The organism is Allobosea sp. NPDC003192, assembly GCF_050275675.1.
Lineage (GTDB): Bacteria > Pseudomonadota > Alphaproteobacteria > Rhizobiales > Beijerinckiaceae > Allobosea.
This window is the reverse complement of sequence record NZ_JBNNPK010000009.1, coordinates 133,929-159,018: the sequence shown is the minus strand read 5'-3', so window position 1 is coordinate 159,018 and position 25,090 is coordinate 133,929. Positions and strand designations below refer to the sequence as shown.

25 protein-coding genes and 1 tRNA gene are annotated in these 25,090 nt (G+C 66.9%); 11 read left to right on the top strand and 15 right to left on the bottom strand.

Translation table 11 applies throughout. The features are described from left to right. The first annotated feature begins 47 nt into the window (after positions 1–47). The gene (locus ACQKLX_RS14575) at positions 48–626 is read left to right on the top strand and encodes a hypothetical protein (protein ID WP_427362279.1); all 579 of its coding nucleotides are present in this window, start codon (positions 48–50) and stop codon (positions 624–626) included. 3 nt (positions 627–629) lie between these two features. On the opposite strand, the gene pheT is transcribed toward ACQKLX_RS14575, so the two are convergent. The 3 genes from pheT to pheS are packed head-to-tail and all read right to left on the bottom strand — an operon-like array spanning position 630 to position 5,349. Continuing rightward, on the bottom strand, positions 630–3,053 hold the full coding sequence (gene pheT, locus ACQKLX_RS14570) for a phenylalanine--tRNA ligase subunit beta (RefSeq protein ID WP_427362278.1): 2,424 nt from the start codon (positions 3,051–3,053) through the stop codon (positions 630–632). After that, positions 3,050–4,237, bottom strand: coding sequence for a glycosyltransferase (locus ACQKLX_RS14565; RefSeq protein ID WP_427362277.1), 1,188 nt, complete (start codon positions 4,235–4,237; stop codon positions 3,050–3,052). The genes pheT and ACQKLX_RS14565 overlap by 4 nt, the downstream gene beginning before the upstream one ends. A 29-nt stretch (positions 4,238–4,266) precedes the next feature. Then, the gene (gene pheS / locus ACQKLX_RS14560; protein ID WP_427362276.1) at positions 4,267–5,349 is read right to left on the bottom strand and encodes a phenylalanine--tRNA ligase subunit alpha; all 1,083 of its coding nucleotides are present in this window, start codon (positions 5,347–5,349) and stop codon (positions 4,267–4,269) included. 222 nt (positions 5,350–5,571) lie between these two features. On the opposite strand from pheS, the gene ACQKLX_RS14555 reads away from it, so the two are divergent. Further along, positions 5,572–6,333: an LOG family protein gene (locus tag ACQKLX_RS14555; protein WP_427362275.1), complete on the top strand. Its 762-nt coding sequence runs from the start codon at positions 5,572–5,574 to the stop codon at positions 6,331–6,333. Positions 6,334–6,547: 214 nt separating this feature from the next. Here ACQKLX_RS14555 and rplT read toward each other — a convergent pair whose 3' ends face one another. From rplT to ACQKLX_RS14540, 3 genes are all read right to left on the bottom strand, one after another. Next, entirely contained in the window at positions 6,548–6,922 is a 375-nt protein-coding gene (gene rplT / locus ACQKLX_RS14550; RefSeq protein WP_057187775.1) for a 50S ribosomal protein L20, read from the bottom strand. Positions 6,923–6,950: 28 nt separating this feature from the next. Beyond that, a complete protein-coding gene (rpmI, locus tag ACQKLX_RS14545) occupies positions 6,951–7,151 on the bottom strand; it encodes a 50S ribosomal protein L35 (RefSeq protein ID WP_091831700.1) in 201 nt (66 codons plus the stop codon). A gap of 161 nt (positions 7,152–7,312) precedes the next feature. Then, the gene (locus ACQKLX_RS14540) at positions 7,313–8,518 is read right to left on the bottom strand and encodes an MFS transporter (protein ID WP_427362274.1); all 1,206 of its coding nucleotides are present in this window, start codon (positions 8,516–8,518) and stop codon (positions 7,313–7,315) included. A gap of 129 nt (positions 8,519–8,647) precedes the next feature. On the opposite strand from ACQKLX_RS14540, the gene ACQKLX_RS14535 reads away from it, so the two are divergent. From ACQKLX_RS14535 to ACQKLX_RS14515, 5 genes are all read left to right on the top strand, one after another. Next, a complete protein-coding gene (locus ACQKLX_RS14535; RefSeq protein ID WP_427362273.1) occupies positions 8,648–9,238 on the top strand; it encodes a TetR/AcrR family transcriptional regulator in 591 nt (196 codons plus the stop codon). A gap of 111 nt (positions 9,239–9,349) precedes the next feature. Beyond that, complete coding sequence (locus ACQKLX_RS14530; RefSeq protein ID WP_427362272.1) at positions 9,350–10,243, top strand: MurR/RpiR family transcriptional regulator; 894 nt, start codon at positions 9,350–9,352, stop codon at positions 10,241–10,243. Continuing rightward, on the top strand, positions 10,240–11,577 hold the full coding sequence (locus ACQKLX_RS14525) for an aspartate aminotransferase family protein (protein WP_427362271.1): 1,338 nt from the start codon (positions 10,240–10,242) through the stop codon (positions 11,575–11,577). Before ACQKLX_RS14530 ends, ACQKLX_RS14525 begins: the two co-directional genes overlap by 4 nt. A gap of 58 nt (positions 11,578–11,635) precedes the next feature. Beyond that, positions 11,636–12,658, top strand: a complete 1,023-nt coding sequence (locus ACQKLX_RS14520) for an amino acid ABC transporter substrate-binding protein (RefSeq protein ID WP_427362270.1) — start codon at positions 11,636–11,638, stop codon at positions 12,656–12,658. Then, positions 12,658–13,287: an aspartate/glutamate racemase family protein gene (locus tag ACQKLX_RS14515; RefSeq protein ID WP_427362269.1), complete on the top strand. Its 630-nt coding sequence runs from the start codon at positions 12,658–12,660 to the stop codon at positions 13,285–13,287. Before ACQKLX_RS14520 ends, ACQKLX_RS14515 begins: the two co-directional genes overlap by 1 nt. 57 nt (positions 13,288–13,344) lie before the next feature. Here ACQKLX_RS14515 and infC read toward each other — a convergent pair whose 3' ends face one another. Further along, on the bottom strand, positions 13,345–13,887 hold the full coding sequence (infC, locus tag ACQKLX_RS14510; protein WP_092155826.1) for a translation initiation factor IF-3: 543 nt from the start codon (positions 13,885–13,887) through the stop codon (positions 13,345–13,347). 89 nt (positions 13,888–13,976) lie between these two features. Further along, entirely contained in the window at positions 13,977–15,200 is a 1,224-nt protein-coding gene (locus tag ACQKLX_RS14505) for a glycosyltransferase family 4 protein (protein ID WP_427362268.1), read from the bottom strand. Between the two features lie 126 nt (positions 15,201–15,326). On the opposite strand from ACQKLX_RS14505, the gene ACQKLX_RS14500 reads away from it, so the two are divergent. Beyond that, on the top strand, positions 15,327–16,109 hold the full coding sequence (locus ACQKLX_RS14500; protein ID WP_427362347.1) for an alpha/beta hydrolase: 783 nt from the start codon (positions 15,327–15,329) through the stop codon (positions 16,107–16,109). A gap of 10 nt (positions 16,110–16,119) precedes the next feature. On the opposite strand, the gene ACQKLX_RS14495 is transcribed toward ACQKLX_RS14500, so the two are convergent. The 6 genes from ACQKLX_RS14495 to ACQKLX_RS14470 form a co-directional block, all read right to left on the bottom strand. Then, positions 16,120–16,374: a BQ00720 family protein gene (locus tag ACQKLX_RS14495; RefSeq protein ID WP_091831714.1), complete on the bottom strand. Its 255-nt coding sequence runs from the start codon at positions 16,372–16,374 to the stop codon at positions 16,120–16,122. A gap of 110 nt (positions 16,375–16,484) precedes the next feature. After that, positions 16,485–16,913 (bottom strand): Hsp20 family protein, encoded by a 429-nt coding sequence (locus tag ACQKLX_RS14490; RefSeq protein ID WP_091831716.1) that lies wholly within the window; start codon positions 16,911–16,913, stop codon positions 16,485–16,487. 138 nt (positions 16,914–17,051) lie between these two features. Then, positions 17,052–17,456 (bottom strand): RidA family protein, encoded by a 405-nt coding sequence (locus tag ACQKLX_RS14485; protein ID WP_427362267.1) that lies wholly within the window; start codon positions 17,454–17,456, stop codon positions 17,052–17,054. 99 nt (positions 17,457–17,555) lie between these two features. Beyond that, a tRNA-His gene (locus tag ACQKLX_RS14480) sits at positions 17,556–17,632 on the bottom strand. A gap of 127 nt (positions 17,633–17,759) precedes the next feature. After that, complete coding sequence (locus tag ACQKLX_RS14475; protein WP_427362266.1) at positions 17,760–18,659, bottom strand: hypothetical protein; 900 nt, start codon at positions 18,657–18,659, stop codon at positions 17,760–17,762. Between the two features lie 162 nt (positions 18,660–18,821). After that, positions 18,822–19,217: a phasin gene (locus tag ACQKLX_RS14470; RefSeq protein WP_427362265.1), complete on the bottom strand. Its 396-nt coding sequence runs from the start codon at positions 19,215–19,217 to the stop codon at positions 18,822–18,824. A gap of 255 nt (positions 19,218–19,472) precedes the next feature. Here ACQKLX_RS14470 and ACQKLX_RS14465 point away from each other — a divergent pair, with 255 nt between their 5' ends. Continuing rightward, entirely contained in the window at positions 19,473–22,463 is a 2,991-nt protein-coding gene (locus tag ACQKLX_RS14465; RefSeq protein ID WP_427362264.1) for a PAS domain-containing sensor histidine kinase, read from the top strand. 3 nt (positions 22,464–22,466) lie between these two features. On the opposite strand, the gene ACQKLX_RS14460 is transcribed toward ACQKLX_RS14465, so the two are convergent. Next, entirely contained in the window at positions 22,467–23,021 is a 555-nt protein-coding gene (locus tag ACQKLX_RS14460) for a GNAT family N-acetyltransferase (RefSeq protein ID WP_427362263.1), read from the bottom strand. Positions 23,022–23,086: 65 nt separating this feature from the next. Between ACQKLX_RS14460 and ACQKLX_RS14455 the strand changes: the two genes are divergently transcribed. Then, entirely contained in the window at positions 23,087–24,244 is a 1,158-nt protein-coding gene (locus tag ACQKLX_RS14455; protein ID WP_427362262.1) for an acyl-CoA dehydrogenase family protein, read from the top strand. 151 nt (positions 24,245–24,395) lie between these two features. Continuing rightward, positions 24,396–25,058 (top strand): glutathione S-transferase family protein, encoded by a 663-nt coding sequence (locus ACQKLX_RS14450; protein WP_427362261.1) that lies wholly within the window; start codon positions 24,396–24,398, stop codon positions 25,056–25,058. Positions 25,059–25,090: the final 32 nt, after the last annotated feature.

Here is a 25,090-nt window from a genome sequence, read left to right as displayed (position 1 = left end):
CTGGTCAATAACGGCGACTGGAGACATTTGGGACGGAGCCGCAGCGAATGGCCACATCTTCCAGTGGATGGGGCGGGAGCGATCCGGTCAAGCACCTGTTCGCACCGCTTATTGGACTACCCGCATGGGGTGTTCAAAACGGGCAAGGCGCGATGCTGACCTTCGAGTTCGGAAAGCCGTCGCTCCAAGTTAGAGAGCCGATCGAAGCGAGCGCAGGCGCAAGTGCCCATATCAGGGCGTCTCTAGCTCGGCGAAGGGTCGTACCGCGCGGCGAGTGGCATCTCTGGATCTATTGCTGCAATTGGCGATGCGCCGCCAATGGCGTGGAGATCGCGCATTCCGATTCTGCCAGCACCGACATCGCAACCGCGGCTGCAGAGCTGGATGGCCAGCGCCTTCTGGCAGTGAAAGTCGAACCGCTTATAGGCAGGTCGACCTTCACATTCGATCTCGGCGGATCGCTGGAAACGTCGCCATATGACGACGGCGAAGACGAGCAGTGGTTCGTCTATCGCAGCTCCGGCGATGTTTTCACCTACCGGGCCGATGGTCACTACAGTTGGGGACCATCGGACGAACGCCCGGAGGATGCAGTCTGGCGGCCGCTAATGGCCGTGCCAACCTGAGCCTTACCCGCGCAGCACCGCGCCGTAGCGCTTGGCCATCTCGGCGACGATCTTGGCCGCGACGGCCTCGATCTCGGTGTCGGTCAGCGTCTTCTGCGTCGGCTGCAAGGTCACCGCCAGCGCGACCGACTTCTTGCCCGGCTCGACGCCCGTGCCCTCGTAGAGATCGAAGACCCCGACGTCGGAGACCAGCGCCCGGTCGGCGTTCTGGGCGCTCTTGGCCATCTCGCCGGCCGCCACCGCCTTGTCGACGATGAAGGCGAAATCGCGCGTCACCGGCTGGAAGTCGGAGAGCGCCAGCTTCGGCTTGACCTTGGTCGGCTTGAACTTCGGCAGCGGCAATGCATCGAGGTGGATCTCGAAGGCGACCAGGGGGCCCTTGACGTCGAGCGCCTTAAGTACACGCGGATGGACCTCACCGAAGGCGCCGATCACGCCCTTGGGACCGAACTGCAGCGTGGCTGAACGCCCAGGATGGGCCCAGGCCGGGCCACCGGCGACGATCTGCAGGCCGCCGACCGGCACGCCGAGCCCGGAGAGCAGGCCGAGCACATCGGCCTTGGCATCGAAGGCGTCGACGGTCTTGGCAGCGCCGTCCCAATGGCGGCCGGCGCCCTCCAGCTTCGCGGTCCCACGGCGCAGGCCGGCGGCGGCGATGAGCTGTCCTTCCGGCTCATCGCTCTGGAAGACCTGGCCGACTTCGAACAGCGCGACATCGCCGAAGCCGCGATCGGCATTGGCCTGCGCCGAACGGATCAGCCCCGGCAGCAAGGACGGCCGCATGTCGGAGAGATCGGCTGCGATCGGGTTGGCCAACACGAGCTTGCGCGAGCCGCCGCCGAAGAGCTTGGCGGCGCTGTGCGAGATGAAGGACCAGGTCACCGCCTCGACCAGGCCGCGGCTGGCGAGCAGGCGCTTGGCCGCGCGCGTGCGCTTCTGCAGCACGGTCAGTACCGGCTTGATCACCTCGCCCTTGATGCGCGGCAGCGGCGCCGGGGCGACGCGGTCGATGCCGGCGATGCGCAGGATCTCCTCGACCAGATCGGCCTTGCCCTCGACATCGGCGCGCCAGGACGGCGGCGCGACCTTGACGCGATCGCCGGCACCCGAGACGTGGAAACCGAGCGAGGTCAGCGCCAGCTTCATCTCGACCTGAGGCAGGTCGAGCCCGGTCAGACGCTTGACCTCGGACCAGGGGAAGTCGATGGCGCGCGGGCTCTCGGGCAATTCGCCGGCGAAGACGACCTCGGAAGGCTCACCGCCGCAGAGCGACATGACCATCTGCGTCGCCATGTCGAGGCCGGGGCGGGTGAAGTCCGGATCGATGCCGCGCTCGTTGCGATAGCGCGCATCGGAGCTGATGCCGAGCGCTCGGCCGGTGCGGGCGATGTTGAGCGTGTTCCAGACCGCGCTCTCGATCAGCACATCGGTGGTGCTCTCGTCGCAGCCGGAATGCTCGCCGCCCATCACGCCAGCGATCGATTCGACGCCGTTGTCATCGCAGATCGCGACCATCTCCGAGGTCAGCGCATAGGTCCGCCCGTCGAGCGCCAGCACCTCCTCGCCGTCCCTGGCGCGGCGCACGACGAGATCGCCCTTGACCTTGGCTGCGTCGAAGACGTGCAGCGGCCGGTTGCGGTCGAAGGTCATGAAGTTGGTGATGTCGACCAGCGCATTGATGGGGCGCAGGCCGATGGCGCGCAGCCTTGCCTGCAGCCATTCCGGCGACGGGCCGTTCTTGACGCCGCGCACCAGCCTGAGCGCAAAGACCTGGCAGAGATTGCGGTCTTCCTCGGCGAAATCGAGCTTGAGCGCGACCGGGCACGGGAAGGCGCCGCGCACCGGCTGGACCGGCGGCGTCTTGATCGTGCCGAGGCCGGCAGCGGCGAGGTCGCGGGCGATGCCAGCGACACCGAGCGCATCGGCCCGGTTCGGCGTCACCGCGATCTCGATCACCGCATCGTCGAGGCCGGCATAGGTCGCGTAGGGCTGGCCGAGCGGGGCATCCTCCGGCAGGTCGATGATGCCGTCATGATCCTCGGAGATCTGCAGTTCGGCAGCCGAGCAGAGCATGCCGTTCGACTCGACGCCGCGGATCACGCCCTTTCCGAGCGTGATGTCCTTGCCCGGGATGTAGGTGCCCGGCGGCGAGAAGACGCTCTTCATGCCGGTACGGGCGTTGGGCGCGCCGCAGACGACCTGGACCGGCTCGCCCGAGCCGGTGTCGACCATGCAGACGCGCAGGCGGTCGGCGTTCGGGTGCTGCTTGGCCTCGATGACATAGGCGATGGTGAAGGCGCTGAGCGCCTTGGCCTTGTCCTCGACGCCTTCGACCTCGAGGCCGACACGGGTCAGCGTCTCGGTGATCGCGTCGAGCGAGTCGGTGGTGTCGAGATGCTCTTTGAGCCAGGAGAGGGTGAACTTCATGGTCTTCCGTCGCTACGCATATTGATTGCCGACAGCGCCGGGACGGCTTGATTCAGCTCGTCCTCGCCATCGGCCTTGATCTTCATGGCATTGCCGCGCCAGCTGACTTCGCGCGCGACGAAGGCATAGGCCCAGATACCGGGGAAAGCGAGGTCGCGCGCCAAAAAGGCGAGCGGCGTACGCCAGTTGACGAACCAGCCGACGCCTTTCGCCAGCACGATCTCGCCGGCATACCAGAGCGCGAGCACGGCGAGCGCGCCCAGCCAAGGGGCAAAGCCGAAGGCCGGCGCGGCGATGGCGGCGAGCACAGTCGGCACCAGCGGCCCGACCAGGATCTCCGGCGCGAAGAAGGGCAGGAAGGTGACGCGGCGCAAGCGCGCCCAGCGGAATTGGCGCTGCACGACATCACGCAGATTGCGCGGCCCCAGCGGCTGCTCGAAGGGCTGGCCGACGAGATGGACATGCTTGCCGGCCTTGCGCACCAGCTTGGTCGCCGCCGCATCCTCGGCGATCTCGGCGGCGAGCGCGGCGATGCCGCCATTGGCGTCGAGGAAGGGCTTGTTCCAGAGCATCGACTTGCCCTGGGCGAAGCCGAAGCCGAGCGCCTCGCCGGCATATTGCCAGCGCGCCTGGAAGGTGTTGAGGAAGGCGCACTCGACCTCGGCGCCGAAGCAGCCCGGCCGCGAGCCGGCCGGCGTCGAGCAGACGAGCCCGGTATCCTCGCGCCAGGAGGCCATCAGCCGCTGGACATAGTCCTTCGGCATCAGGACGTTCGAGTCGGCGAGGATCACCCAGTCGTGGCGCGCGGCATCCCAGCCCTTGACGCAGTTGTTGAGCTTGGGATTGGCGCTGACCGCGACGTCGCCGACGATCAGGCGAACGCGATCGGCGCCATGGGTCGCGATCAGCTCCTCGATCAGCGGCACGATCGGGTCGTGGCCGTCGGCGACGCAGAAGATCGTCTCGTACTCGGGATAATCGAGCTCGAGGCCGGAAGTCAGCGTCTCCCGGCTGAAAGTCTCGATGCCGCGCACCGGGCGCACGATCGTCACCGGCGGAGCGAGCTTCTGCAGGCGCGACGGCGATTGCCGGCGGCGCAGGCGCGCGAAGGCGATGGCAATGCAGACCAGATTGGCGGCGACCATCAGCGCCGCGATCAACCCTGCCCATTGCGCCGCGCTCATGCGTCTCCCCTTTCGGACAGCCTTGGAGGTTAGGAGGTCAGACCGCCGGTCAGGGTCGGCAGGTCGAGCGGACGGAAGCCGTAATGCGACAGCCAGCGGATATCGGCCTCGAAGAAAGGCCGCAGGTCCGGCATGCCGTATTTCAGCATGGCGATGCGGTCGATGCCCATGCCCCAGGCGAAGCCCTGGTAGACATCAGGATCGAGCCCGCAATTCCTGAGCACGTTCGGGTGGACCATGCCGCAGCCGAGAATCTCAAGCCAGTCCTCGCCTTCGCCGAAACGGATTTCGCCATCCTTGCGCGAGCACTGGATGTCGACCTCGGCCGACGGCTCGGTGAACGGGAAGAAGGACGGCCGGAAGCGCATCTTGACGCCCTCGACCTCGAAGAACGCCTTGCAGAACTCCTCCAGCACCCATTTCATGTGGCCGAAATGGGTCTTCTTGTCGATGACGAGGCCTTCGACCTGATGGAACATCGGCGTGTGGGTCTGGTCGGAATCCATGCGGTAGGTCCGGCCCGGGCAGATCACGCGGATCGGCGGCTCCTGCGACATCATCGTGCGCACTTGGACCGGCGAGGTGTGGGTGCGCAGCAGCTTGCGCTCGCCATTGGCATCCGGCGCGAAGAAGAAGGTGTCGTGCATCTCCCGCGCGGGATGGCCAACCGGGAAATTGAGCTTGGTGAAGTTGAGGTCGTCGGTCTCGACATCCGGGCCTTCGGCGACCGAGAAGCCCATATCGCCGAAGATTGCGGTGATCTCGTCGATGACCTGGCTGATCGGGTGGATGCGCCCGCGCGCCTCCGGCCCCTCGCGCACCGGCAGCGAGATGTCGAGCCGCTCGCTCGCCAGCCGCGCTTCCAGCGCCGCCTCGCCAAGCGCGTCCTTGCGGGCGGTGAGCGCCTGCTGGACGACATCGCGCAGGCCGTTGATGCGCGGGCCCTGCTCCTTGCGCTCCTCCGGCGTCATCGTGCCGAGCGTCTTCAGCAGGCCTGAGACCGAGCCGGACTTGCCGAGCGCCGCGATGCGCAGCTGCTCCAGCGCCGCCTCGTCGCCGGCCGCCTCGATCTCCCCGATCAGGGAATCGCGAAGGGTGTTGATGTCGTTCATGCCAATTCAGCCTGTTTGCGAGCCACCTTCTAGGGGGTCAGGCAAGCGGATGCCAGTCCAATCACGCTGGCAAAGCATCCCATTCACGCAGTTCTCGACGCTGTCGCCACTCTAGCCACGGCTTCATGACAATCCCGTCGCAATCATCCTTAACCTTGGACGCAAGGGGCGACAGAAGAGGTCCGGCGCAGCTATGCAGTACCGACGACGGAGACGACGAGCATGCCCGACAATACCGCCCAGAAGAATTCGCCCTCCTACCGGATCGCTGCGCTCGACCAGGACTTTCTCCTCGGCGACTCGACGCGCGGGGCGCGCTTCATGCTCGAATACCAGAAGGCCGAGGACGCCCTGCGCGCCCGCGGCGTCGTCTCGACCATCGTCGTCTTCGGCTCGGCACGGGTGCGCGAGGGCAATCCCTGGTACGAGGCGGCGCGGCAGTTCGGCAGGATCGCCTCGGAGCGCGGCGGCGCGCTCGACGGCAAGGATGGCGGCAAGCATCATGTCATCGCAACCGGCGGCGGGCCTGGCATCATGGAGGCGGCCAACCGCGGCGCGACCGAAGCCGGCGCGGTCTCGATCGGCTTCAACATCACCCTGCCGCACGAGCAGGAGCCGAACGCGTGGTCGACGCCGGACCTGACCTTCCGCTTCCATTATTTCGCGATGCGCAAGATGCACCTCGCCATGCGGGCGGCGGCGCTGGTGGTCTTTCCCGGCGGCTTCGGCACGCTCGACGAGCTCTTCGAGATCATGACGCTGGTGCAGACCGGCAAGATGCCGCCGGTGCCGATCGTGCTCTACGACAGCGCCTACTGGCAGGGGCTGATCAACCTGGAGCGGATGGCCGAGGCCGGCTTCATCCGGCCGGAGGACCTCAAGCTGTTCTGCTATGCCGATACGCCCGAGGAGGCCTATCAGCGCATCGTCGACGGCGCCGGCGAGAGCTGGACGCCGAAGGCGGTGAGCAAGGTGCAAACCTGAAGTCCCTCGCTTGCTGCTTCCTCTCCCGGTCGTCCCGGGCGGAGCGAAGCGCAGACCCGGGACCCATTCCGGAACGGTTCAGGCATGGGTCCCGGATCGGCGCCGCTTTGCGGCTTGTCCGGGACGACCAAACTCTTGACGGCGTACAAAACTGACAAACAAAAAAAGGCCGGCGTTTCCGCCGGCCTTTCGTATTCCGTTGAGGTCAGACCGCTCAGGCGGCCTTGGCCTCGGCGCCCAGGGCACCCTTGACCGTCTCGACCACTGCGGCGAAGGCAGCAGCGTCGTCGATGGCGAGGGCCGACAGGGTCTTGCGGTCGAGCTCGAGGCCCGCCTTGGCGAGGCCGCCGATGAAGAGCGAGTAGGTCAGGCCATGCTCGCGCACCGCAGCGTTCAGGCGCTGGATCCAGAGCGCGCGGAAGGTGCGCTTCTTGTTCTTGCGGTCGCGATAGGCGTACTGCATCGACCGATCGACGGCCGCCTTGGCGGCGCGGATCGTGTTCTTGCGGCGGCCATAAAAGCCCTTGGCGGCCTTGAATGTCTTCTTGTGCTTGGCGTGGGACGTAACGCCCCGTTTCACGCGAGCCATGATAGATCTCCGGAAAAGTTAGGGGACGTCAGCCGTTGGGGAGGAAGTACTTCTTCACGTTGGCGGCATCGCCTTCGAAAAGAACGTTCGTCCCACGGTGATTGCGGAGCTGCTTGTTGGTCCGCTTGATCATCCCGTGACGCTTGCCGGCCTGGGCGTAGAGCACCTTGCCGGTTCCGGTGACCTTGAACCGCTTCTTGGCGGCCGATTTAGTCTTCATCTTGGGCATTTCAGCTCCTCATAGGTCGCGAGCGCGAACAATGCGCCGCATCAATTTTGCTTTGGGAAGCAAAGAACGATCGCCACGGCAGCCCTTATCAGCCGGGCGATCGAAGGTGGGGCCTATGACAGAAAAGCCGCGCCCGTGCAAGCGCGGCTTTCCTTTTCGCCTCAGGCCAGCGCCGGCTCGCTTGCGCGCCGCGGCTCGGCGATCAGGCAGAATCCGACCGCGACGATCGCCAGAGCCGAGAAACCGCCGGCCACCGAGACGTAGAAGCCGGTGTTCGCGCCATAGGCGTCGATCAGCCAGCCGGAGGCGGCCGAGCCCGCCGCCATGCCGATGCCCATGCCGGTCATCACCCAGGTGATGCCCTCGGTCAGCTTCGCGGCCGGAGCATGCCGCTCGACCAGCGCCATGGCGACGATCACGGTCGGCGAGATCGAGGCGCCGGCAATGAAGAGCACGGTGCCGAGCATCCAGAGCGAGGATACGAACAGCAGCGGCAAGGTCGTCGCCGCTGCCAGGCCGATCGAGAGCAGCAATTGTGTGGCGAGCGGCAGGCGCAGGCGCAGCGCACCGAAGACAAGGCCGGTGATGAAAGAGCCGGCAGCATAGGCCGCGAGGGCGAGACTCGCCGCCGCCTTGTTGCCTTGCGCCTCGGCGAAGGCGACCGCCGTGACCTCGGCCGTGCCGAAGACGACGCCGAGCGCGACCATCAGCAGCGCGATGATCTGCATCGGCACCAGCCGGATCGCCGAGCCACCTTCACTGACGCCCTGCGCGTGCACCGGCGGTTCGGTCGCGCGTTGCGCCACGAACAGGGCCATGCCGACGGCGAGCAGGATCGTCGCCGCGAGCGGCCCGGCCTCCGGGAACCAGATGACACTGAGGCCGATCGAGATCACCGGACCGAGCATGAAAATGACCTCGTCGACGACCGACTCGAAGGCGAAGGCTGTGCGCAAATGCGGCGTGCCCCGATAAATCTCGGTCCAGCGGGCACGCACCATCGCCATCATGCTCGGCTCCAGCCCGGCGAGAGCGGCAAAGAGGAAGAGCACCCAGATCGGCGCCTCCAAGCGCGTGGCCAGCATCAGCCCGATCAGCGCGACGATGGTCGCGAGCGTGGCGGGGATCAGCACCTTGCTCTGACCGTGACGGTCGACCAGCCGCGAGATCTGCGGCGCGATCAACGCGTTGGAGAACGCGAAGGTCGCGGCGACACCCCCAGCGAGCCAGTACTCGCCGCGGGCCTGCGACAACATGGTGACGATACCGATGGTGAGCATCGAGAAGGGCATGCGGGCGAGGAAGCCGGCGGCCGAGAAGCCGACCGAGCCAGGAGCCCGGAAAATCTCGCGATAGGGGTTAGGCATGGACGTCTCCGTCACATCGAAGCGCAATCTGGAAGCGCAATTGACATACGTTGCGTATGTGACATGAATAACTACATACGACGCGTATGTCAATTCACATACGCTTCGTATGCGAAAGGAGCATGGACGATGCGCAAGCCGCGCAGCCAGATGATCGCCGAGACCCGAACCAAGCTGATCGCCGCGGCACGCGCTGCCTTCGGCACGGTCGGTTATGCGCAGACCTCGATGGACGATCTCACCGCCTCGGCCGGACTGACGCGCGGGGCGCTCTACCACCACTTCGGCGACAAGAAGGGCCTGCTGGTCGCGGTGATCGCCGAGATCGATGGCGAGATGAACGCGCATATGCGGGAGGTCACCGCGAAGGCGTCCGATCCCTGGACCGGCTTTCGCGACGAATGCACCGCCTATATCGAGCTGGCGCTCGATCCTGAGATCCAGCGCATCATGCTGCGCGACGGTCCCGCCGCGCTCGGCGATCCCTGGGACTGGCCGACCCTGAGCGAATGCATCCGCTCGATGACCGAGAGCCTGAGCAAGCTGGCCGAGACTGGTGTCATTGCCCCGATCGACCCCGAAGCGGCCGCACGCCTGATTGCCGGAGCAACACAATATGCGGCGCAGTGGATCGCGAACGCGCCCGATCCGAAAGCGACCTCGCACAAGGCGATCGACGCCTTCAACCTGATGCTCGACGGACTGCTGATTCGGCGCTGAGCGAAGCTCCGGACGGCGCGGCAGTCAGACCCGCGAGAGAAACAAGTGTTTCATATCGTAAAAATTATATAATCTGTTTCATATTCCAAGTCGCCCTGCTAAGGTCCGCGCATGGACAAGCCCGGCCTGACGGCGAGCCTCAGCGCGAGCTTCGAGCAATTGCCGCAGCAACTGCAGGCTGCAGCGCGCTGGGTGCTCGACCATCCGGCCGACGTCGCGCTGCTGACGACGCGCGAGCAGGCCAAGCGCGCCGGCCTGGCCCCGGCCACCCTCACCCGGCTGGCGCAGCGCTTCGGCATGAAGGGCTATGACGAGATCCGGGCCGCGCATGCGGCAGCGCTGCGGCGGCGGCCGGAAGGCTTTGCCGGCCGCGCTGGCGAATTGATGCAGCGCCATGGCGAGGAGGGCCCGGGCGCGATTGCTCAGGACATGTTCGCGGCGCTGGCAGAGCATCTGAAGGCGTTGCGCGAACCGCAGGCGCTTGCCCGCTTCGAGCAGGCGGCCGACCTCTTGAGCGAAGCGCAGACCGTGTTCTGCTTCGGCCTGCGCTCGGCTTTTCCGGCCGCCTTCATGCTCGACTATATCCGCGACCTGATCGGCGCGGGCTCCGTCCTCGCCGACGGCGCCGGCGGACGCGGCATCGATGCGCTGCGCCGGATCGGCCCGGGCGATGCGCTCTTCGCCGTTTCGGTCGCCCCCTATACGCGCCAGACCGTCCAGGCTGCCGAGATCGCCAGGGAGAGCGGCGCGAAGGTGGTGGCGCTGACCGACAGCGCGCTTTCTCCCCTCGCCGCCATCGCCGATGTGGCGCTGCTGGTCAGGACCGAGACGCCGTCCTTCTTCCATACGATGACGCCAGCCTTCGCCGCGGTCGAATGCCTGGCGGCGCTGATGACGGCACGCAAGGGCAAGGCCGCGCTCGACGCGATCGCCCGCCACGAGGCCGCGCTCGACGCGGCCGGCACCTTCCTCAACCCGAGATCATCCAGGCGAGGCCATCGATGAGCCACATCCTGCACCGCATGCTGAGCAAGACCTACCCGACCGCGGCCGGCGGCGAAGGCATGGTGCTGCGCGACCGCGACGGGCGCGAGCATATCGACGCCTCGGGCGGCGCCGCCGTCTCCTGCCTCGGCCATGGCCATCCCGACGTGCTGGCGGCGATGCATGCGCAGATCGACAAGCTCGCCTATGCCCATACCAGCTTCTTCACCACCGACGCGGCGGAAGAACTCGCCGACCATCTGATCGCGCGAGCACCGGCGGGGATGGAGTCGGTCTATTTCTGCAGTTCCGGCTCGGAGGCGATCGAGGCCTGCCTTAAGCTGGCGCGGCACTATTTCGTCGAGCGGGGCGAACGGAAGCGCGTCAATTTCATCTCGCGGCTCCAGAGCTATCACGGCATCACCCTGGGGGCGCTCTCGGTCGGTGGGCGGATGAAGGATCGCGCGCCGTTCGCTGAGATGCTGATGCAGGGCCATCACATCTCGCCCTGCTACGAGTATCGAGGCCGGCGGGCGGACGAAACCAGCGAAGAATATGCCTTGCGCGTCGCCGATGAGCTGGAAGCGAAGATCCTGGAGCTCGGACCGGAAACGGTCTGCGCCTTCGTCGCCGAGACGGTCGTCGGCGCGACGCTCGGCGCGGTGCCTGCCGCCCCCGGCTATTTCAAGCGCATCCGCGAAATCTGCGATCGCCATGGCGTGCTGCTGATCCTCGACGAAGTCATGAGCGGCATGGGCCGCACCGGCACGCTGCATGCCTGCGAGCAGGAAGGCATCGCGCCCGACCTGATGGCGATCGCCAAGGGGCTCGGCGGCGGCTATGCGCCGATCGGCGCGATGCTGGCCTCGAAGCGGGTCGTCGAGGCGGTCAGGCAGGGCTCCGGCGTCTTCCCGCACAGCCAAACCTATGTCGGCCATCCCCTCGCCTGCGCCACCGCGCTCGCGGTGCAGCAGGTGATCGAACGCGACGACCTCCTCGCCAATGTCCGCAGGCAGGGAGCGCGGCTGGAGCAGCGCCTGCGCGAGCGCTTCGGCAACCACCATCATGTCGGCGACATCCGCGGACGTGGCCATTTCTGGGGCGTCGAGATCGTCGCCGATCGCTCGACCAAGACGCCCTTCGATCCGGCCCTAAAGCTCAACGCCAGGGTCAAGCAGGCGGCGCAGGAGCGCGGGCTGCTGATCTATCCGATGGGTGGCACGGCCGACGGCACCGCCGGCGACCATATCCTGCTCGCTCCACCCTTCATCATCGATGCGGCGACCGTCGACACCATCGTTGAGCGGCTGGGCGACGCGCTCGATGCGAGCTTGGCCTCGGTCCGACCGGCCTGAGGTCCAACCACGATCCGGGCCGACAAGAGCCCGGTATTTCCACAACAGGGGAACCACCATGAAACAACTGAAACACCTGCTTTTCGCCGGACTCGCCACACTCGGCTTCGCCGGGGCGGCCGCCGCTCAGACCGGTACGCTCGAACGCGTCAAGGCACGCGGCGAGCTGATCTGCGGCAACCACATCGCCCTGCCCGGCTTTGGCCTGCAGGGCCCGGACGGACGCTGGGACGGGCTCGACATCGATCTTTGCCGCGCCGTCGCCTCGGCGATCTTCAACGACCCGAACAAGGTCAAGTTCGTGCCGACGACGCCGCAGATGCGCTTCGTCGTCGTGCAATCGGGCGAGGTCGACATGCTCGCCCGCAACGCGACCTATACGATGTCGCGCGACACCTCGGCCGGCATGTCCTGGCCGATCATCAATTATTTCGACGGCCAGGGCTTCATGGTGCGCAAGTCGCTCGGGGTCACCGAGGCGAAGGGGCTGGAAGGCGCCTCGATCTGCGTGACGCAGGGCACGACGACCGAACTCAACCTCGCCGACTTCTTCCGCGCCAACAAACTCAAATACGAGATCATCGGCTTCGCCACCAACGAGGAGGGCGTGAAGGCGCTGGAGGCCGGGCGCTGCGACGCCTTCACCACCGACACCTCGGGCCTTGCCGCCGAGCGCCTGAAGTTCTCCAAGCCCGACGATTTCGTGATCCTGCCGACACTGATCTCGCGCGAGCCGCTCGGCCCGGCGGTCAAGCGTGGCGACGAGAGCTGGGTCGCGCTGGTGAAGTGGGTGCACTACGCCATGCTCAACGCCGAGGAATTCGGCGTGACCAAGGCCAATGTCGACGAACAGCTGAAATCGGGAAATCCCGAGATCAAGCGACTGCTCGGCGTCGAGGGCAAGTTCGGCGAGGGCCTCGGCCTGACCAATGACTGGGCCTATCGCGTGATCAAGCATGTCGGCAATTACGGCGAGAGCTTCGAGCGCAATGTCGGTGCAGGCTCCAAGCTGCAATTGAAGCGCGGGCTGAACGACCTCGCCTCGAAAGGCGGGCTGCAATATCCGCACCCCATTCGCTGATGCGGATCGCACTGATCCACGCGCTGCGCCATTCGCCGCCTCCGATCGAGGCGGCGTTCGCGCGGCTGTGGCCTGAGGCCACACTGATGAACCTGCTCGACGACAGCCTATCGGCCGACCTCGCACGCGACGGGCGGATCACCGAGGCGATGACCGGGCGCTTCCTGAGCCTCGCCAGCTATGCGCGGGCGACCGGCGCCGACGGCATCCTCTTCACCTGCTCGGCCTTCGGGCCCTGCATCGAGGCAGTGCAGCGCGCACTGTCGCCGCTGCCGGTGCTGAAGCCGAACGAGGCGATGATCGAGGAAGCCATGGCCATCGGCGGCCGGATCGGCCTCCTCGCCAGCTTCGCGCCGACGCTGCAGTCGATGCCGCCGGAGTTCCCGGGCTCGCTGACGGTCAGGCCGAAGCTGGCGGACGGAGCGCTCGCCGCGCTCGACCGAGGCGACGGGGCCGAGCACGACCGGCTGGCGGCGCTCGCGGCCGGCGATCTGGCGGATTGCGACGCGATCGCGCTGGCGCAGTTCAGCCTGGCGCGGGCCGAGCCGGCGGTCGCCGCCGCAACGGGCAAACCGGTGCTGACGACACCCGACAGCGCGGTCAGGAAGTTGAAGCGGCTCTTGGAGTGAACGAAAAAGGGCGCACCGCCGGTGCGCCCTTTTTCACGCCTTCGTGACACCCGCGCCCTATCGGGGGGCGAGCACCATGACCATCTGGCGACCTTCGAGCTGCCAGTCGCTCTCGACCTTGGCGACCTCGACCGTATCGGCCTTGACGCGCTCCAGCACCTTAACGCCGAGGTCCTGGTGCGCCATTTCGCGGCCGCGGAAGCGCAGGGTGACCTTCACCTTGTCGCCCTCCTCGAAGAAGCCGTGCATCGCCTTCATCTTCACATCGTAGTCGTGCTTGTCGATGCCAGGGCGAAGCTTGATTTCCTTGATCTCGATGGTGCGCTGCTTCTTGCGCGCCTCGGACGCCTTCTTCTGCTCGAGAAAGCGGAAGCGGCCGTAATCGAGGATCTTGCAGACCGGAGGCACAGAATTGGGGGCGATCTCGACCAGGTCGAGTCCGGCATCCTCGGCAATCTTGAGCGCCTCGAAGAACGAGACCACGCCACGGTTGGCGCCGGTATCGTCGATGAGCTGGACGTCGCGGACGCCACGAATGTCACGGTTGGCGCGGGGACCGTCCTTGACGGGGGCTGGTGCGGCACGGAAGGGACGACGAATGGCTGTATTCTCCTGTGAATGGCGCGCATCGCGCCGTTGGTGAGACACATTGCACAACGCGAAGCGTTGTCAATGGATCAGAGCAGTGTTCAGCGTCCGAGCAGGGCGCAATAGACGTCGAGCGTCTCGTTGACCATCGAGGCCAGCGAGAAATGGCGTTCGACATGCAACCGGGCACGCCGCGCCAGCGCATCGCGCGCGGAGGGCCGCAGCGCCAGCGCCTCGCGCAAGGCTTCGGCGAGCCCGGCCGCATCGTCGGGCGGGACATGCCAGCCGCTACGCTCCTGCGGCGTGACCTGCGGCGGCGCCAGCACCGTCTCCGGCACGGCACCGAGATTGGAAACGACGACCGGCGTGCCCATGGCCTGCGCCTCGACGGCGACACGACCGAAGGCCTCTGGCTCGGTCGAGGGCACGGCGACCACGGCTGCAGCCAGGAAAGCGGCCGGCATGTCCGAGCAATGGCCGACGCGGCGGACCCGGCCCTCGAGCCCAGCCCTGGCGATGGCGTCGTCGAGCTCGCGGACATAGCCGTCGCGGCCCTGCGCATCACCGGCGAGGATGAAGGCGGTGTCCGCATCGCCGGCATCGCGCAACTGGCGCGCCGCCTCGATCAACACCTTCTGCCCTTTCCAGCCGGTGAGGCGACCCGGCAGCAGCACGATGCGCTGATGCGGTTCGACGCCCCAGGCGCTGCGCAGGGCGCTGATCCGCTCCGGGCTCACCGCCGAGGGGGCGAAAGCCGAGAAATCGGTGCCGCGGTGGACAACGCGGATGCGGTCCCGGGCAAAACCATGCCGGGCCCGGATCAGATCGGCGGTGTAGCCGGAATTGGCAATGACGACATCGCTGCGCGCCATCACCGAATTGTAGAGATTCTTCACCGACGAACGGGCGTTGTAGGAGCCGTGATAGGTGGTGACGAAGGGCAGCTTCAGCGCCCGGGTCGCCGCAAGCGCGACCCAGGCCGGCGCCCGCGAGCGGGCGTGGACGAGATCGACGCGCTCACGCTTGCAGAGCAGCGCGAAGGTCCGGACATTGAGCAGCATCGAGAGCGGGTTCTTGGCCGCGGCCGGGAATGGCAGCCAGATTCCGCCCTTGGCCTGCAATTCGGCAACGAGCCGCCCCCCCTCCGTCGCGACAAGCGCCCGCGCGCCGACCTCGGTCAGCCCGGCCGCGATATCGACCGCGGTACGCTCCGCCCCGCCGGCCTCAAGCTCCGGGATGATCTGCAGCACGGTGCGACCGGCCAGCGGATGCGTCTCGGTCGACGGCAGAGACAGTTGCGCGCCGGAACGCAGGGAGGTGTTCACTGCTCGAAAGGGCCTTCTGCTTGGCGACTCGCCGATGCTATCGGGTTCTGATGATCACAAAATCGGGCGGGAATGCAGCATGCGATGCCTGCTTTCGCCTGGTTCATCACAGGAGAGATTAGAGTGATGAGGCCTGAGCCGCAATTTCTGAGCGTCGGCACCGGTGCAGAGCGTCGCGAGATCGCGGTGCTGGCGCAGGCCGGCAAGGGTCCGCCGGTGGTCTGGCTCGGCGGCCTACGGTCGGACATGCGCGCCACCAAGGCGGAGGCGCTGGCGGCCTGGGCGGAGCGCTCGGGCCGCGCGTTCATCCGCTTCGACTATGGCGGCCACGGCGAATCGAGCGGCGACTTCGCCCAGTGGACGATGTCGCACTGGATCGAGGACGCGCAGACGGTACTGGCCGCCTATGCACAAGGCCGGGCCGTCCTGGTCGGCTCATCCATGGGCGGCTGGGTCGCACTGCTGACGACGCTCAAGCTGCGCAAGACCGCGCCGCAATTGCAGCCGGCCGCCCTCGTATTGATCGCACCGGCCGTCGATTTCACCGAAGAGCTGATGTGGGCGCAGATGCCGGAGGCCATTCGCGAGACGATCATCAGGGACGGCGTCTGGCAGCGGCCCTCGGAATACTCGCCGGAGCCGATGCCGATCACGCGGGCACTGATCGAGGATGGACGGCGCCATCTCCTGTTCGGGCACCCGCTCGAAACCGGCTGCCCCGTCCATATCCTGCAGGGAATGAAGGATCCCGACGTACCCTATGGCCAGGCGCTGAAGCTGGTCGAGCATCTGCCGCACGATCCGGCCGTGCTGACCCTGATCAAGGATGGCGACCACCGCCTGTCGACGCCGGAGGACATCGCGCGCCTCGTCGCCGCCGTCGAGGGCATCGCGCCCACGACGGCATAGACAATTCGGGTCAGTGCAGGCTGACCATGCGGAGATCGTGCTCCCAGGCGTTGGCCGTAGCGGCCTCGCGGGAATCGGTCACCAGGATCGGCGCGCCGTCGGCCGCCAGCAGCGCAAAGAGCTGCAGGCCGGGTTCGATATCCGGCGCCTGCGGAAAGATGCGGGCCAACTCGTCCGACATGATCGGCTTGAGATAGGCGACCTGGCCGTTGCCGAGCGCGGCGAATTCAGCCGTGGTCAGAGGGTTGTTTCTGGTCTCAGTCATCGCGCCCTCCTTCAGAGCAGTGCGAGGCGGTTTGATTGTGCATCCTTGATCATGAACGGAAGGCAAACCGCATGCCTTTCCCGTAAAGACCTTCTGTAGCCCTCAGGGGCCTAGTCGCGGCTCATGATATCGATACGCCGGACGAGCCGTTCCGGTTCCGGACGGGCGAGATCGATCGCGAGCAGCCCGTTCGAGAGATCAGCCCCCAGGACCTGCATGCCGTCGGCGAGCAGGAAGGAGCGCTGGAACTGCCGCGCGGCGATGCCGCGATGCAGGAAATGCCGCGTCTTGTCGTCGACCTGCCGGCCGCGGATGGTCAGCTGGTTTTCCTCCAGCGTGATCTCAAGCTGGTCGCGCGAGAACCCGGCCACCGCGAGCGTGATCCTGAGCTTGTCGGGCTCGTCCTCCGTGCGCGGCATGCGCTCGATATTGTAGGGCGGATAGCCATCGCCGGCGCCTTTGGCGACACGGTCGAGTGCCCGCTCGATATCGTCGAAGCCGAGCAGGAAGGGATGCGACAGGCTAGGCGGACGCGTCATCACGAAGCCCTTTGAAAGGCGCCTCTGGAACTATCGGAGCCCGCTTGCGCAGCGCCCCGCACGCGAAAGGCGAACCCAACCGCGTGACTGAGATATGGCGAGTAGCTTACCCGGCCGCAAGTCCTGCGGACCGGCGCCTCAGTCCAGCGCAGCGATCGCCTCGATCTCGATCAACAGGCGCGGATCGACGAGCGCGGTGACGCCGACCATCGTGCTCGCCGGAAACGGGCCGTCGCCGAGATACTTCATCCGCACCTTGCGCACGGCGACAGCCTTCTCGGTCGAGAGATCGACGACATAGGTCACCAGCTTGAACACCTTGGTGAAGTCGGTGCCGGCAGCAGCCAGGGCCGCGGCGAGATTGGCGTAGACCTGTTCGGCCTGGGCGGCGATGTCGCCCTCCCCCACCACCTTGCCCATCGGGTCGTAGGCGACCTGGCCGGAGACATGAACCTGCCGCTCCGCCTTGACGATGGCAAGATGCGAATAGCCGGTCGGCGGCGAGAGCGAGGCCGGGTTGAGGAGATCGATCTTGCTGGGCATGGAATACTCCCGAGGCTTGCGGCTCCAAGCCGCGCGGCAAGCTAGGCCAGCGCAGGGCAGGCACGCAATCTCGGGAAGGATCGGTATGGAAGAGAAAGATGGTACAGCCACCCCGGCTTGAACGGGGGACCTCTAGATCCACAATCTAGCGCTCTAACCAACTGAGCTATGGCTGCACGGCTTGCGCCTGATGTCGCGGCGCTCGGAAGCGATCCGGCGACGGCGCGGAACCTAGTGCCACGCCTCGCCGAATGCAACGGCGAAATGCAAGCCGGCGCGTGGAAAACCGCGCCGGCTCCAAAATCAGCGGCGCGGCAGCTCCTGGCGCGCCGTCGCGGCGAGATCGCCGAGATGAGCCGCGAAGGATTCGTAGCTGCGGCGGAAGGCCTTGGCCTGGAGCGCGACCGCATCGGCGGTGCTCTGCGTGCGCGCCAGGCTCTCGACCTCGCCCAGCGTCGCTTTCAGTTCGGCGCAGGCATGGTCGAGCACCTTGGCCTGGACGGCGCCGAAGGCACGCGTCAGCGCCAGGGTCGGCTCCAGCCAGACGGCGGCGGAGAAGGCGGGAACGGCAAACGGCTTCGGCGCCTCGACCGGTTTGGTGAAGGCGGGCGCAGCGGCGGCAGGCGCCACAATCGGCTTGAGGGCCTCGACGAGCTTGACCGGAGCGGGAACAGGCTTCGCCGCAACAGGAGCCACCGGCTTTGGCGCGGCCGGCTCGACCTTGACGAGAGCGGGCGTCGCCTTGACCGGCTCGGCGGCAAGCTTGGCCGGCGCCGGCACGGATGCCGGCTTGGCCGGCGCGGGCTTTGCAGCCGCTGCCTTGCCGGCATCAATCTTCACCGCCGGAGCAGAGACCTTGGCGGCCGGCTTGGCGACCTTGAGCTTCACCGGGGCGACGCGCTTGACGGATTCAGCAGCGGGCTTCACCACCGGCTGGGCGACGGGTCGCGGGGCCGCCGGTGCAGCAGCGGCAGCCTTGGGAGCGGCCGGCACGGGAGTAGCGGGCTTGGCCTCGATCTTGGCGGCGGGCACAGGCGCAAGCGGGGCGGCGACAGGCTTCACCGCCACCACGGGCTTGGCTTCCACGGGCTTGACCTCGGGAGCCTTGACCGGCGCAGCTGCTACGGCCGGTTTCGGCTCGCTCAGCGCCTTGACCGGCGCGAGGCTGATCGGCGCCTTGCCGGGAGTAGTCTGCTTAGCCATCGGATCTCTCCTTCACGGTTCCGGCAGGGCTGACCTGCGCGATCGACGAAACCGGGACCGGGCATGTCCCAGCGGGATGTCTCACCCCGCTCCGGTTCTCATGCACTGGCGCCCGGCCGCTTCGTCGTGAAAGCCCGCTCCGCGCCCGCGGCGCTCAAGGCTTCACTTCAGCTTGGTCGCCTTGGCGGCGGTCTCGGCTGCCTTCTTGGCGGCGTCCTGCACGCTGGTGCCGACATCCTTGAGCTGCGACTGCAGCGCGGCCATCTGGGCCTTGAGGAACTCGGACTGGTGCTGGAGCACCTCGTTCATATCCTTCGACTTGACGAGCTTGTCGGCGAGGTCGAAGGCCGCGGCGATGTTGTTCTCGGCATAGGACATCGCCTTCTTGGTCATGTCCTGGACGTTGACGCGGGCCGACTCGGCCGAGCCATGGGCGCTGTCGACGGCCTTCTGGGCGGCGCCGATGAAACCGTCGAAAGCCTTGCGGGCCTGATCGACGCTCTTCTCGGCGAATTCGCGCATTTCGGTGGGGACTTCGTAGGGGTTCTTGCCGTCCATGGTGGTCCTCCTGCGACCGAGCCCAGCGCCTTCGCCGTCTCCGACGTCACGCCGCTATTGTGCACTGCAATATCATTATTGCAGTGCAATGACAACGCCGCCGCTGCAAAGGCGGCGCGAGCCATATTAACGCTGTTTGGAAACGTCAGGGGAGAGGCCAGGTTCCCGCATGGATTCGCCCTGCTCGCGCGGTTATTAAAGATTTGTTAGGCATATTCGCGCGGGCTGGAGTCGCCAGCAGGTGAGCGGAGCGGGATGAGCGAATCCGGACAGGATTGGAACGGCACGGCCGGCGCGCTGGCGCAGGATCCCGCACTTGCGGGCTTCGCTGGCGAAGGCGCGCTGCTGCTCTGGCCAGCCGGCGCCGACGCGCCGGCCTTCGCCAATGCCGGCGGACGAGCGCTGCTCGACGCCTTCGGCGGCGCTTCGAAGCTGCCGACGGCGACCCGTGAACGCCTGCGCCTGCTTGCCGGCGGACTGGCTTCGCCGACTGCGCTCAGGCTCGAAAGGTTGAGGCTAGGCGCCTCGCTGACCGGCCTCGTGACCTGCGGCTGCAAGCGCATCGAGACCGGCTATGGTCCGGCGCTGGCCGTCGGCGTCACCGCCTCCGAGCTGCGGCGTCTCGGCATCGCCGTGCCGAAGGAAGAGCCGCGCGCTTCCATCACTCCGGCCGCCGCGCCCTCCCTGGCCGCCTCCGCGGACACAGGCGCTCCGATCGAATCAGTCGGGCAACAGCGCCGCGCCAATCTGCGCTTCCTGTGGGAGAGCGATCTCGGCGGAACGCTGATCAGCCTGTCGCAGGATCTCGCCGAACTCGTCGGCCAGGACGCTGCAAAGGCGACGCGAGGACGTCGCTGGCAAGCCCTGCTGGCGGATGACGTGCTCGATCTCGACGGCGACCTGGCCGAGCGGCTCGCGACCTCCTCGACCTGGAGCGGCCGGGCCGTGCTCTGGCGCGTGTCCCCCGGCGAAGGCGCTCGCGTCGAGCTTTCCGGCTTTCCGCTGTTCGACGGCGAGCGCAACCCGGCCGGCTTCCGCGGCTTCGGCCTCGCCCGCTCGCCGGAAAACGAAGCCTTTCCTGAACGAGAGGCTCCGCAGGAGGAGACCGTTTCGGCCGCGCCGGCGGTCGAATCTCCCGAGATCGAACATCCGGAAGTCAGCGCTACCGACGAGCCTGTGTCTGAGCGCGCTCCGGATAGCATTGTCGAGGCCAACCCCATCGCGCAGGCCGAAGCCGACAGCGCCGAGCACAGAGTTGAAGCCGACACTCCGGCTGAGACGGAAGCGCCGGCAGAACCAGTTGCGCCATTAGAAGCCCAAGAGGCTGATCCCGAGCCGGCGGCTTCCGACGACGAAGCGGCGGTGGAGCAAGCCGAAGATAAGGGCAATGCGCCGGAAGCCAGCGAGCCCAAGCAACCAGCTCCGACAGCGCCGCCGGCCAATGTCGTGCCGCTGCGCAACGGCCATCTGGCGGCGGTGCGCCCAGTGCTCGAGCCGTCCAAGACCCTGCTCTCCTCGGCCGAGCGCAACGCCTTCCGCGAGATCGCCAAGGCGCTCGGCGCCCGCATCGCCGGCGAGGAGGACGAGCCCGGCGAACCGCGCCTACCCGCCGCCGCTCCGCTGCGCGTTCGTGACAAGGAAGAGGCTTCAGCTCCGACCACCGCTGCGCCACCGCCGCTCGTCCCGGCCGAACCGCGCCAGCGTGCCGCCAACGCGCATGCCGACATTCTCGACCGGCTGCCGATCGCCGTGCTGGTCAATCGTGACGAGACGGCGCTCTACGCCAACCGCACCCTGCTCGACCTGCTGGACTATGCCGACCTCGACGACCTCTCCGCGGCCGGCGGCGTCAGCACGCTGATCCGGGGCCTCAGCCCCAGCAGCGACGGCGCGATGATCCTGGTCGACCGCAAGGGCGGGCTGATCAGTGTCGACGGCCGGCTCTCCAGCGTGAACTGGCAGGGTGAGCCCGCGACGCTGATGGCCTTCCGCAACAGCGTCCCTGGCGGCGATCTCAAGATGCTGACGCCAGAGGAGGCCGAGGAGCAGGAGCTCGCCGCGGAGTTTGAGGCGGAGGAGGAAGAGGCAGCCTCTCGCGTCGCGCAGCTCCGGCTGGAGGGGCAGGCGAACGATGCCCGCGTCTCCGAGCTTTCGGCGATGCTCGACACCGCGACCGACGGCGTCGTCACCGTCGACGGGCGCGGGCGGATCCTCGCGCTCAACAAGAGCGCCGAGGCGCTGTTCGGCTACGACCAGCGCGAGGTCGCCGGCGAGCTCTTCACCCTGCTCTTTGCGCCGGAGAGCCATTCGCCGGCGCTCGACTATCTCGAGGGGCTGATCGGCGGCGGCGTCGCCTCACTGATGAACGATGGCCGCGAGGTCATCGGGCGCGTGCGCCAGGGCGGGCGCATCCCGCTCTTCATGACCATGGGCCGCATCGCCGAGGGGCCGGACAGCAAGTTCTGCGCGGTGCTGCGCGACATCACCGCCTGGAAGAAGACCGAGGGTGAGCTGGTCGAGGCGCGCAAGGCGGCCGAGAAGGCGAGCGCGCAGAAATCCGACGTGCTCGCCAAGATCAGCCATGAGATCAGGACGCCGCTCAATGCCATCATCGGCTTCGCCGAGGTGATGGCTGAGGAGCGCTTCGGACAGATCGAGAACGAGCGCTACAAGGAATACCTGCGCGACATCCACCAGTCGGGCGGCTATGTCATCAGCCTGGTGAACGACCTGCTCGACCTCGCGAAGATCGAGGCCGGCAAGCTCGACCTCGACTTCGGCAGCGTCAACCTCAACGACATCGCGCTGTCCGCTGTGAACCTGCTGCAGCCGGAGGCGCAGCGCGGCCGCGTCGTGCTGCGTTCCGGCCTCGCGCCGAAGCTGCCGCCGGTCGTCGCCGACGAGCGCTCGCTGCGCCAGATCGTGATCAACCTGCTCTCCAATGCGGTGAAATTCACCGATGCCGGCGGGCAGGTCATCGTCTCGACCGCGCTCGGCGACCAGGGCGAAGCCATTCTGCGGGTGCGCGACACCGGCATCGGCATGGACGATGACGAGATCAAGCTGGCGCTGGAGCCGTTCCGGCAGGTGCCGACGACGCGAAAGTCCGGCGGCACGGGCCTTGGCCTGCCGCTGACCAAGGCGCTGGTCGAAGCCAACCGGGCGGCGCTGACCATCACCAGCGCCAAGAAGGAAGGCACGCTGGTCGAGGTCACCTTCCCGCCGCAGCGCGTGCTGGCGAGCTGAGTGTCATCGATCGAGCGCATGCCGGTAGAGATTGCGCTCCAGCTCCGGCACATAGCGCTGGCGCAGGAAACCGGCCTTTTCGAGCACCCGGCAAGAGCCGGCGTTGTCTGGCTTGGCAAAGGCCCGCAACTCCGGCAAGCGCAGGCGGTCGCGGGCTTCGGCAACACTCGCCGCCGCCAGCTCGCTCGCATAGCCCCTGCCCCAGGCCGAGGGCGCGAACCAGTAGCCGAGCTCGACACCCCAGCCGGGATCGAACGGATCTTCGAACAGCCCTCCCCAGCCGAGAACGGTGCCATCTGCACGGCTCCTGATCGTCCAGGGCGCATAGCCTAGCCGACGGCGCTGCCACTCATGCCCGGCAACGTGGCGGCGGCAAGCGCGCAGCGTTTCGAAATGAGAGGTGTGTCGCATCGCTCCGGCGTCGCCGAGAAAGGCAAAAAGCGCCGGTACGTCAGAGAGCTTGGTGGGACGCAGCGAGAGCCGCTCGGTTAGGATGTTCATCGATGCGGTGAAGCAAGAATCGCGCCCGCCCGTGCACAGCGCGACGGGCGCAGCCACGCATTGGCGGCTACGATCGCAGGCTTTAGAGTTTCGGCTCCTATCCCGATTGTGAGCCGGCCGCCATGCATTTTGCCCTGACCGAGGAGGAAGAGCTCATCCGCGAGAGTGCGCGCAAGCTCGCGGCGGACCGGTTGGCGCCATTGGCCGAGCAGCTCGACCGTGGCGAAGGCCGGCAGGAATTCCTCGCCAACCTCAAGCTGCTCGCCGAGAACGGCTTCATGGCGCTCAACGTCAAGGGACTGTTCGGCGGAACCGAAGCCGGCACCGTTTCCTTTGCCCTGGCGCTAGAGGAACTCGCCGCTGCCTGCGCCTCGACGGCGGTCACGACCTCGGTGACCAACATGGTTGGGGAAGTCATCCAGGCCGTCGGCAACGAGCAGCAGAAGTCAGCCTATCTGCCGAAACTGGCTGACGGCACCTATCCGGCCGGCGCCTTCTGCCTGACCGAGGCCGGGGCGGGCTCCGACCCGGCCGGCATGAAGCTGCGCGCCCGACACGACGGCGATGACTATGTTCTCGACGGCCAGAAGATCTTCATCACCTCCGGCGAATATGCCGGGCTCTTCGTCGTCTGGGGCGTGACCAATCCCGACGCGCCGAAGGGCAAGGGCATCTCGGTCTTCCTGGTGCCCGCAGATACGCCCGGCGTCAGCATCGGCAAGGCCGAGACAAAGATGGGTCAGACCGGCTCGGCGACGAACACCATCCATTTCGACGGTGCCCGCATCCCGGCCGCCAATCTGATGGGCAAGGAGAATGACGGCTTCCGCGTCGCGGTCGGCGAGCTCGCCGGCGGGCGCATCGGCGTCGCCTCGGTCTCGCTCGGCATCGCCCGCGCCGCGATGGACGCCGCAAAATCCTATGCCCGCGAGCGCAAGCAGTTCGGCCAGGCGATCTCCGAGTTCCAGGGCCTGCAATGGATGATCGCCGATCGCGAGCTCGACCTGCACGCGGCGCGCCTGCTGATCCTCGATGCCGCCGCGAAGAAGGATCGCGGCGAGCCCTTCTCCAAGGAAGCCTCGATGGCGAAGCTCTTCGCCTCCGAGGCAGCGCATCGCTGCACCGATGCGGCGATCCAGATCCATGGCGGCGCCGGCTATTGCCGCGATTTCCCGGTCGAGCGCTATGCGCGGGACGCCCGCATCACCCGAATCTACGAGGGTACCTCCGAGATCCAGCGGCTGATCATCGCACGCGAGACCTTGCGCCAGCTTGGCTGAAGCCCGCCCCCGTCATTCCGGACAAGCGAAGCGCAGATCCGGAATCCATTGTAGCGCTCCGTACCCTGCGATGGATTCCGGCGCTCCGCTGCGCTACGGCCGGAATGACGAGGAGAAGAATCGTCTACCTCGACCACAACCGGAAACGCCCATGCCCCTGACCATCTATGGCTGCTATCGCTCGCGCGCGACGCGGAATGTCTGGCTCGCCAACGAACTCGGCATCACCTTCAAGCATGTGCCTGTGATCCAGGTTTACCGCGTCGCAGACCCGAAGGCGGCCGATGCGCCGGTGCATACCCGCAGCGCCGAATTCCTCGAAGTGAACCCGAACGGCCATATCCCGTCGATCGACGATGACGGCTTCGTGCTGCACGAGTCGCTGGCGATCAATCTCTATCTCGCCCGCAAGCATGGCGGGCCGGTCGCGCCGAAGGACGTGCAGGAGGAAGGGCTCGCCGCGATGTGGGCGCTCTGGGCTGCGACCGAATGCGAGACCAACGCGCTCAACCTGACCTATCACCTCGCCGCCTATCCGCCGGAGAAGCGCGATCCGGCCCTCGTCAGCAAGGCGCTCGAGGCGCTGGCCGCCCCGTTCGCCGTGCTCGACAAGGCCTTGGCGGAAGGCGGCGGCTATGTCATGGGCGGGCGCTTCACGGTCGCCGACATCAACGTCGCCGAGGTCATCCGCTACGCCAAGCCGGCGTCGCAGCTCTTCGACGCCGCCCCGAACGTCAAGGCCTGGCTCGACAAGCTGCACCAGCGCCCGGCCTTCAAGGCGATGTGGGCAGCGCGCGAGTCTGAACCGGCCTGAGCCCCGCTCACGGGAAACGGGTGGCCGGGCCT

Coding starts and splice junctions, on each gene's coding strand:
- ACQKLX_RS14565 (WP_427362277.1), bottom strand. CDS start 4,237: ATGAGCGCGGCGCAATGGGCAGGGTTGATCGCGGCGCTGATGGTCGCC.
- ACQKLX_RS14555 (WP_427362275.1), top strand. CDS start 5,572: ATGCCCGACAATACCGCCCAGAAGAATTCGCCCTCCTACCGGATCGCT.
- ACQKLX_RS14495 (WP_091831714.1), bottom strand. CDS start 16,374: ATGACTGAGACCAGAAACAACCCTCTGACCACGGCTGAATTCGCCGCG.
- ACQKLX_RS14500 (WP_427362347.1), top strand. CDS start 15,327: ATGAGGCCTGAGCCGCAATTTCTGAGCGTCGGCACCGGTGCAGAGCGT.
- ACQKLX_RS14490 (WP_091831716.1), bottom strand. CDS start 16,913: ATGACGCGTCCGCCTAGCCTGTCGCATCCCTTCCTGCTCGGCTTCGAC.
- ACQKLX_RS14470 (WP_427362265.1), bottom strand. CDS start 19,217: ATGGACGGCAAGAACCCCTACGAAGTCCCCACCGAAATGCGCGAATTC.
- ACQKLX_RS14465 (WP_427362264.1), top strand. CDS start 19,473: ATGAGCGAATCCGGACAGGATTGGAACGGCACGGCCGGCGCGCTGGCG.
- ACQKLX_RS14485 (WP_427362267.1), bottom strand. CDS start 17,456: ATGCCCAGCAAGATCGATCTCCTCAACCCGGCCTCGCTCTCGCCGCCG.
- rpmI (WP_091831700.1), bottom strand. CDS start 7,151: ATGCCCAAGATGAAGACTAAATCGGCCGCCAAGAAGCGGTTCAAGGTC.
- ACQKLX_RS14450 (WP_427362261.1), top strand. CDS start 24,396: ATGCCCCTGACCATCTATGGCTGCTATCGCTCGCGCGCGACGCGGAAT.
- ACQKLX_RS14475 (WP_427362266.1), bottom strand. CDS start 18,659: ATGGCTAAGCAGACTACTCCCGGCAAGGCGCCGATCAGCCTCGCGCCG.
- ACQKLX_RS14520 (WP_427362270.1), top strand. CDS start 11,636: ATGAAACAACTGAAACACCTGCTTTTCGCCGGACTCGCCACACTCGGC.
- ACQKLX_RS14525 (WP_427362271.1), top strand. CDS start 10,240: ATGAGCCACATCCTGCACCGCATGCTGAGCAAGACCTACCCGACCGCG.
- pheS (WP_427362276.1), bottom strand. CDS start 5,349: ATGAACGACATCAACACCCTTCGCGATTCCCTGATCGGGGAGATCGAG.
- ACQKLX_RS14535 (WP_427362273.1), top strand. CDS start 8,648: ATGCGCAAGCCGCGCAGCCAGATGATCGCCGAGACCCGAACCAAGCTG.
- rplT (WP_057187775.1), bottom strand. CDS start 6,922: ATGGCTCGCGTGAAACGGGGCGTTACGTCCCACGCCAAGCACAAGAAG.
- ACQKLX_RS14540 (WP_427362274.1), bottom strand. CDS start 8,518: ATGCCTAACCCCTATCGCGAGATTTTCCGGGCTCCTGGCTCGGTCGGC.
- ACQKLX_RS14515 (WP_427362269.1), top strand. CDS start 12,658: ATGCGGATCGCACTGATCCACGCGCTGCGCCATTCGCCGCCTCCGATC.
- ACQKLX_RS14530 (WP_427362272.1), top strand. CDS start 9,350: ATGGACAAGCCCGGCCTGACGGCGAGCCTCAGCGCGAGCTTCGAGCAA.
- ACQKLX_RS14455 (WP_427362262.1), top strand. CDS start 23,087: ATGCATTTTGCCCTGACCGAGGAGGAAGAGCTCATCCGCGAGAGTGCG.
- ACQKLX_RS14575 (WP_427362279.1), top strand. CDS start 48: ATGGCCACATCTTCCAGTGGATGGGGCGGGAGCGATCCGGTCAAGCAC.
- pheT (WP_427362278.1), bottom strand. CDS start 3,053: ATGAAGTTCACCCTCTCCTGGCTCAAAGAGCATCTCGACACCACCGAC.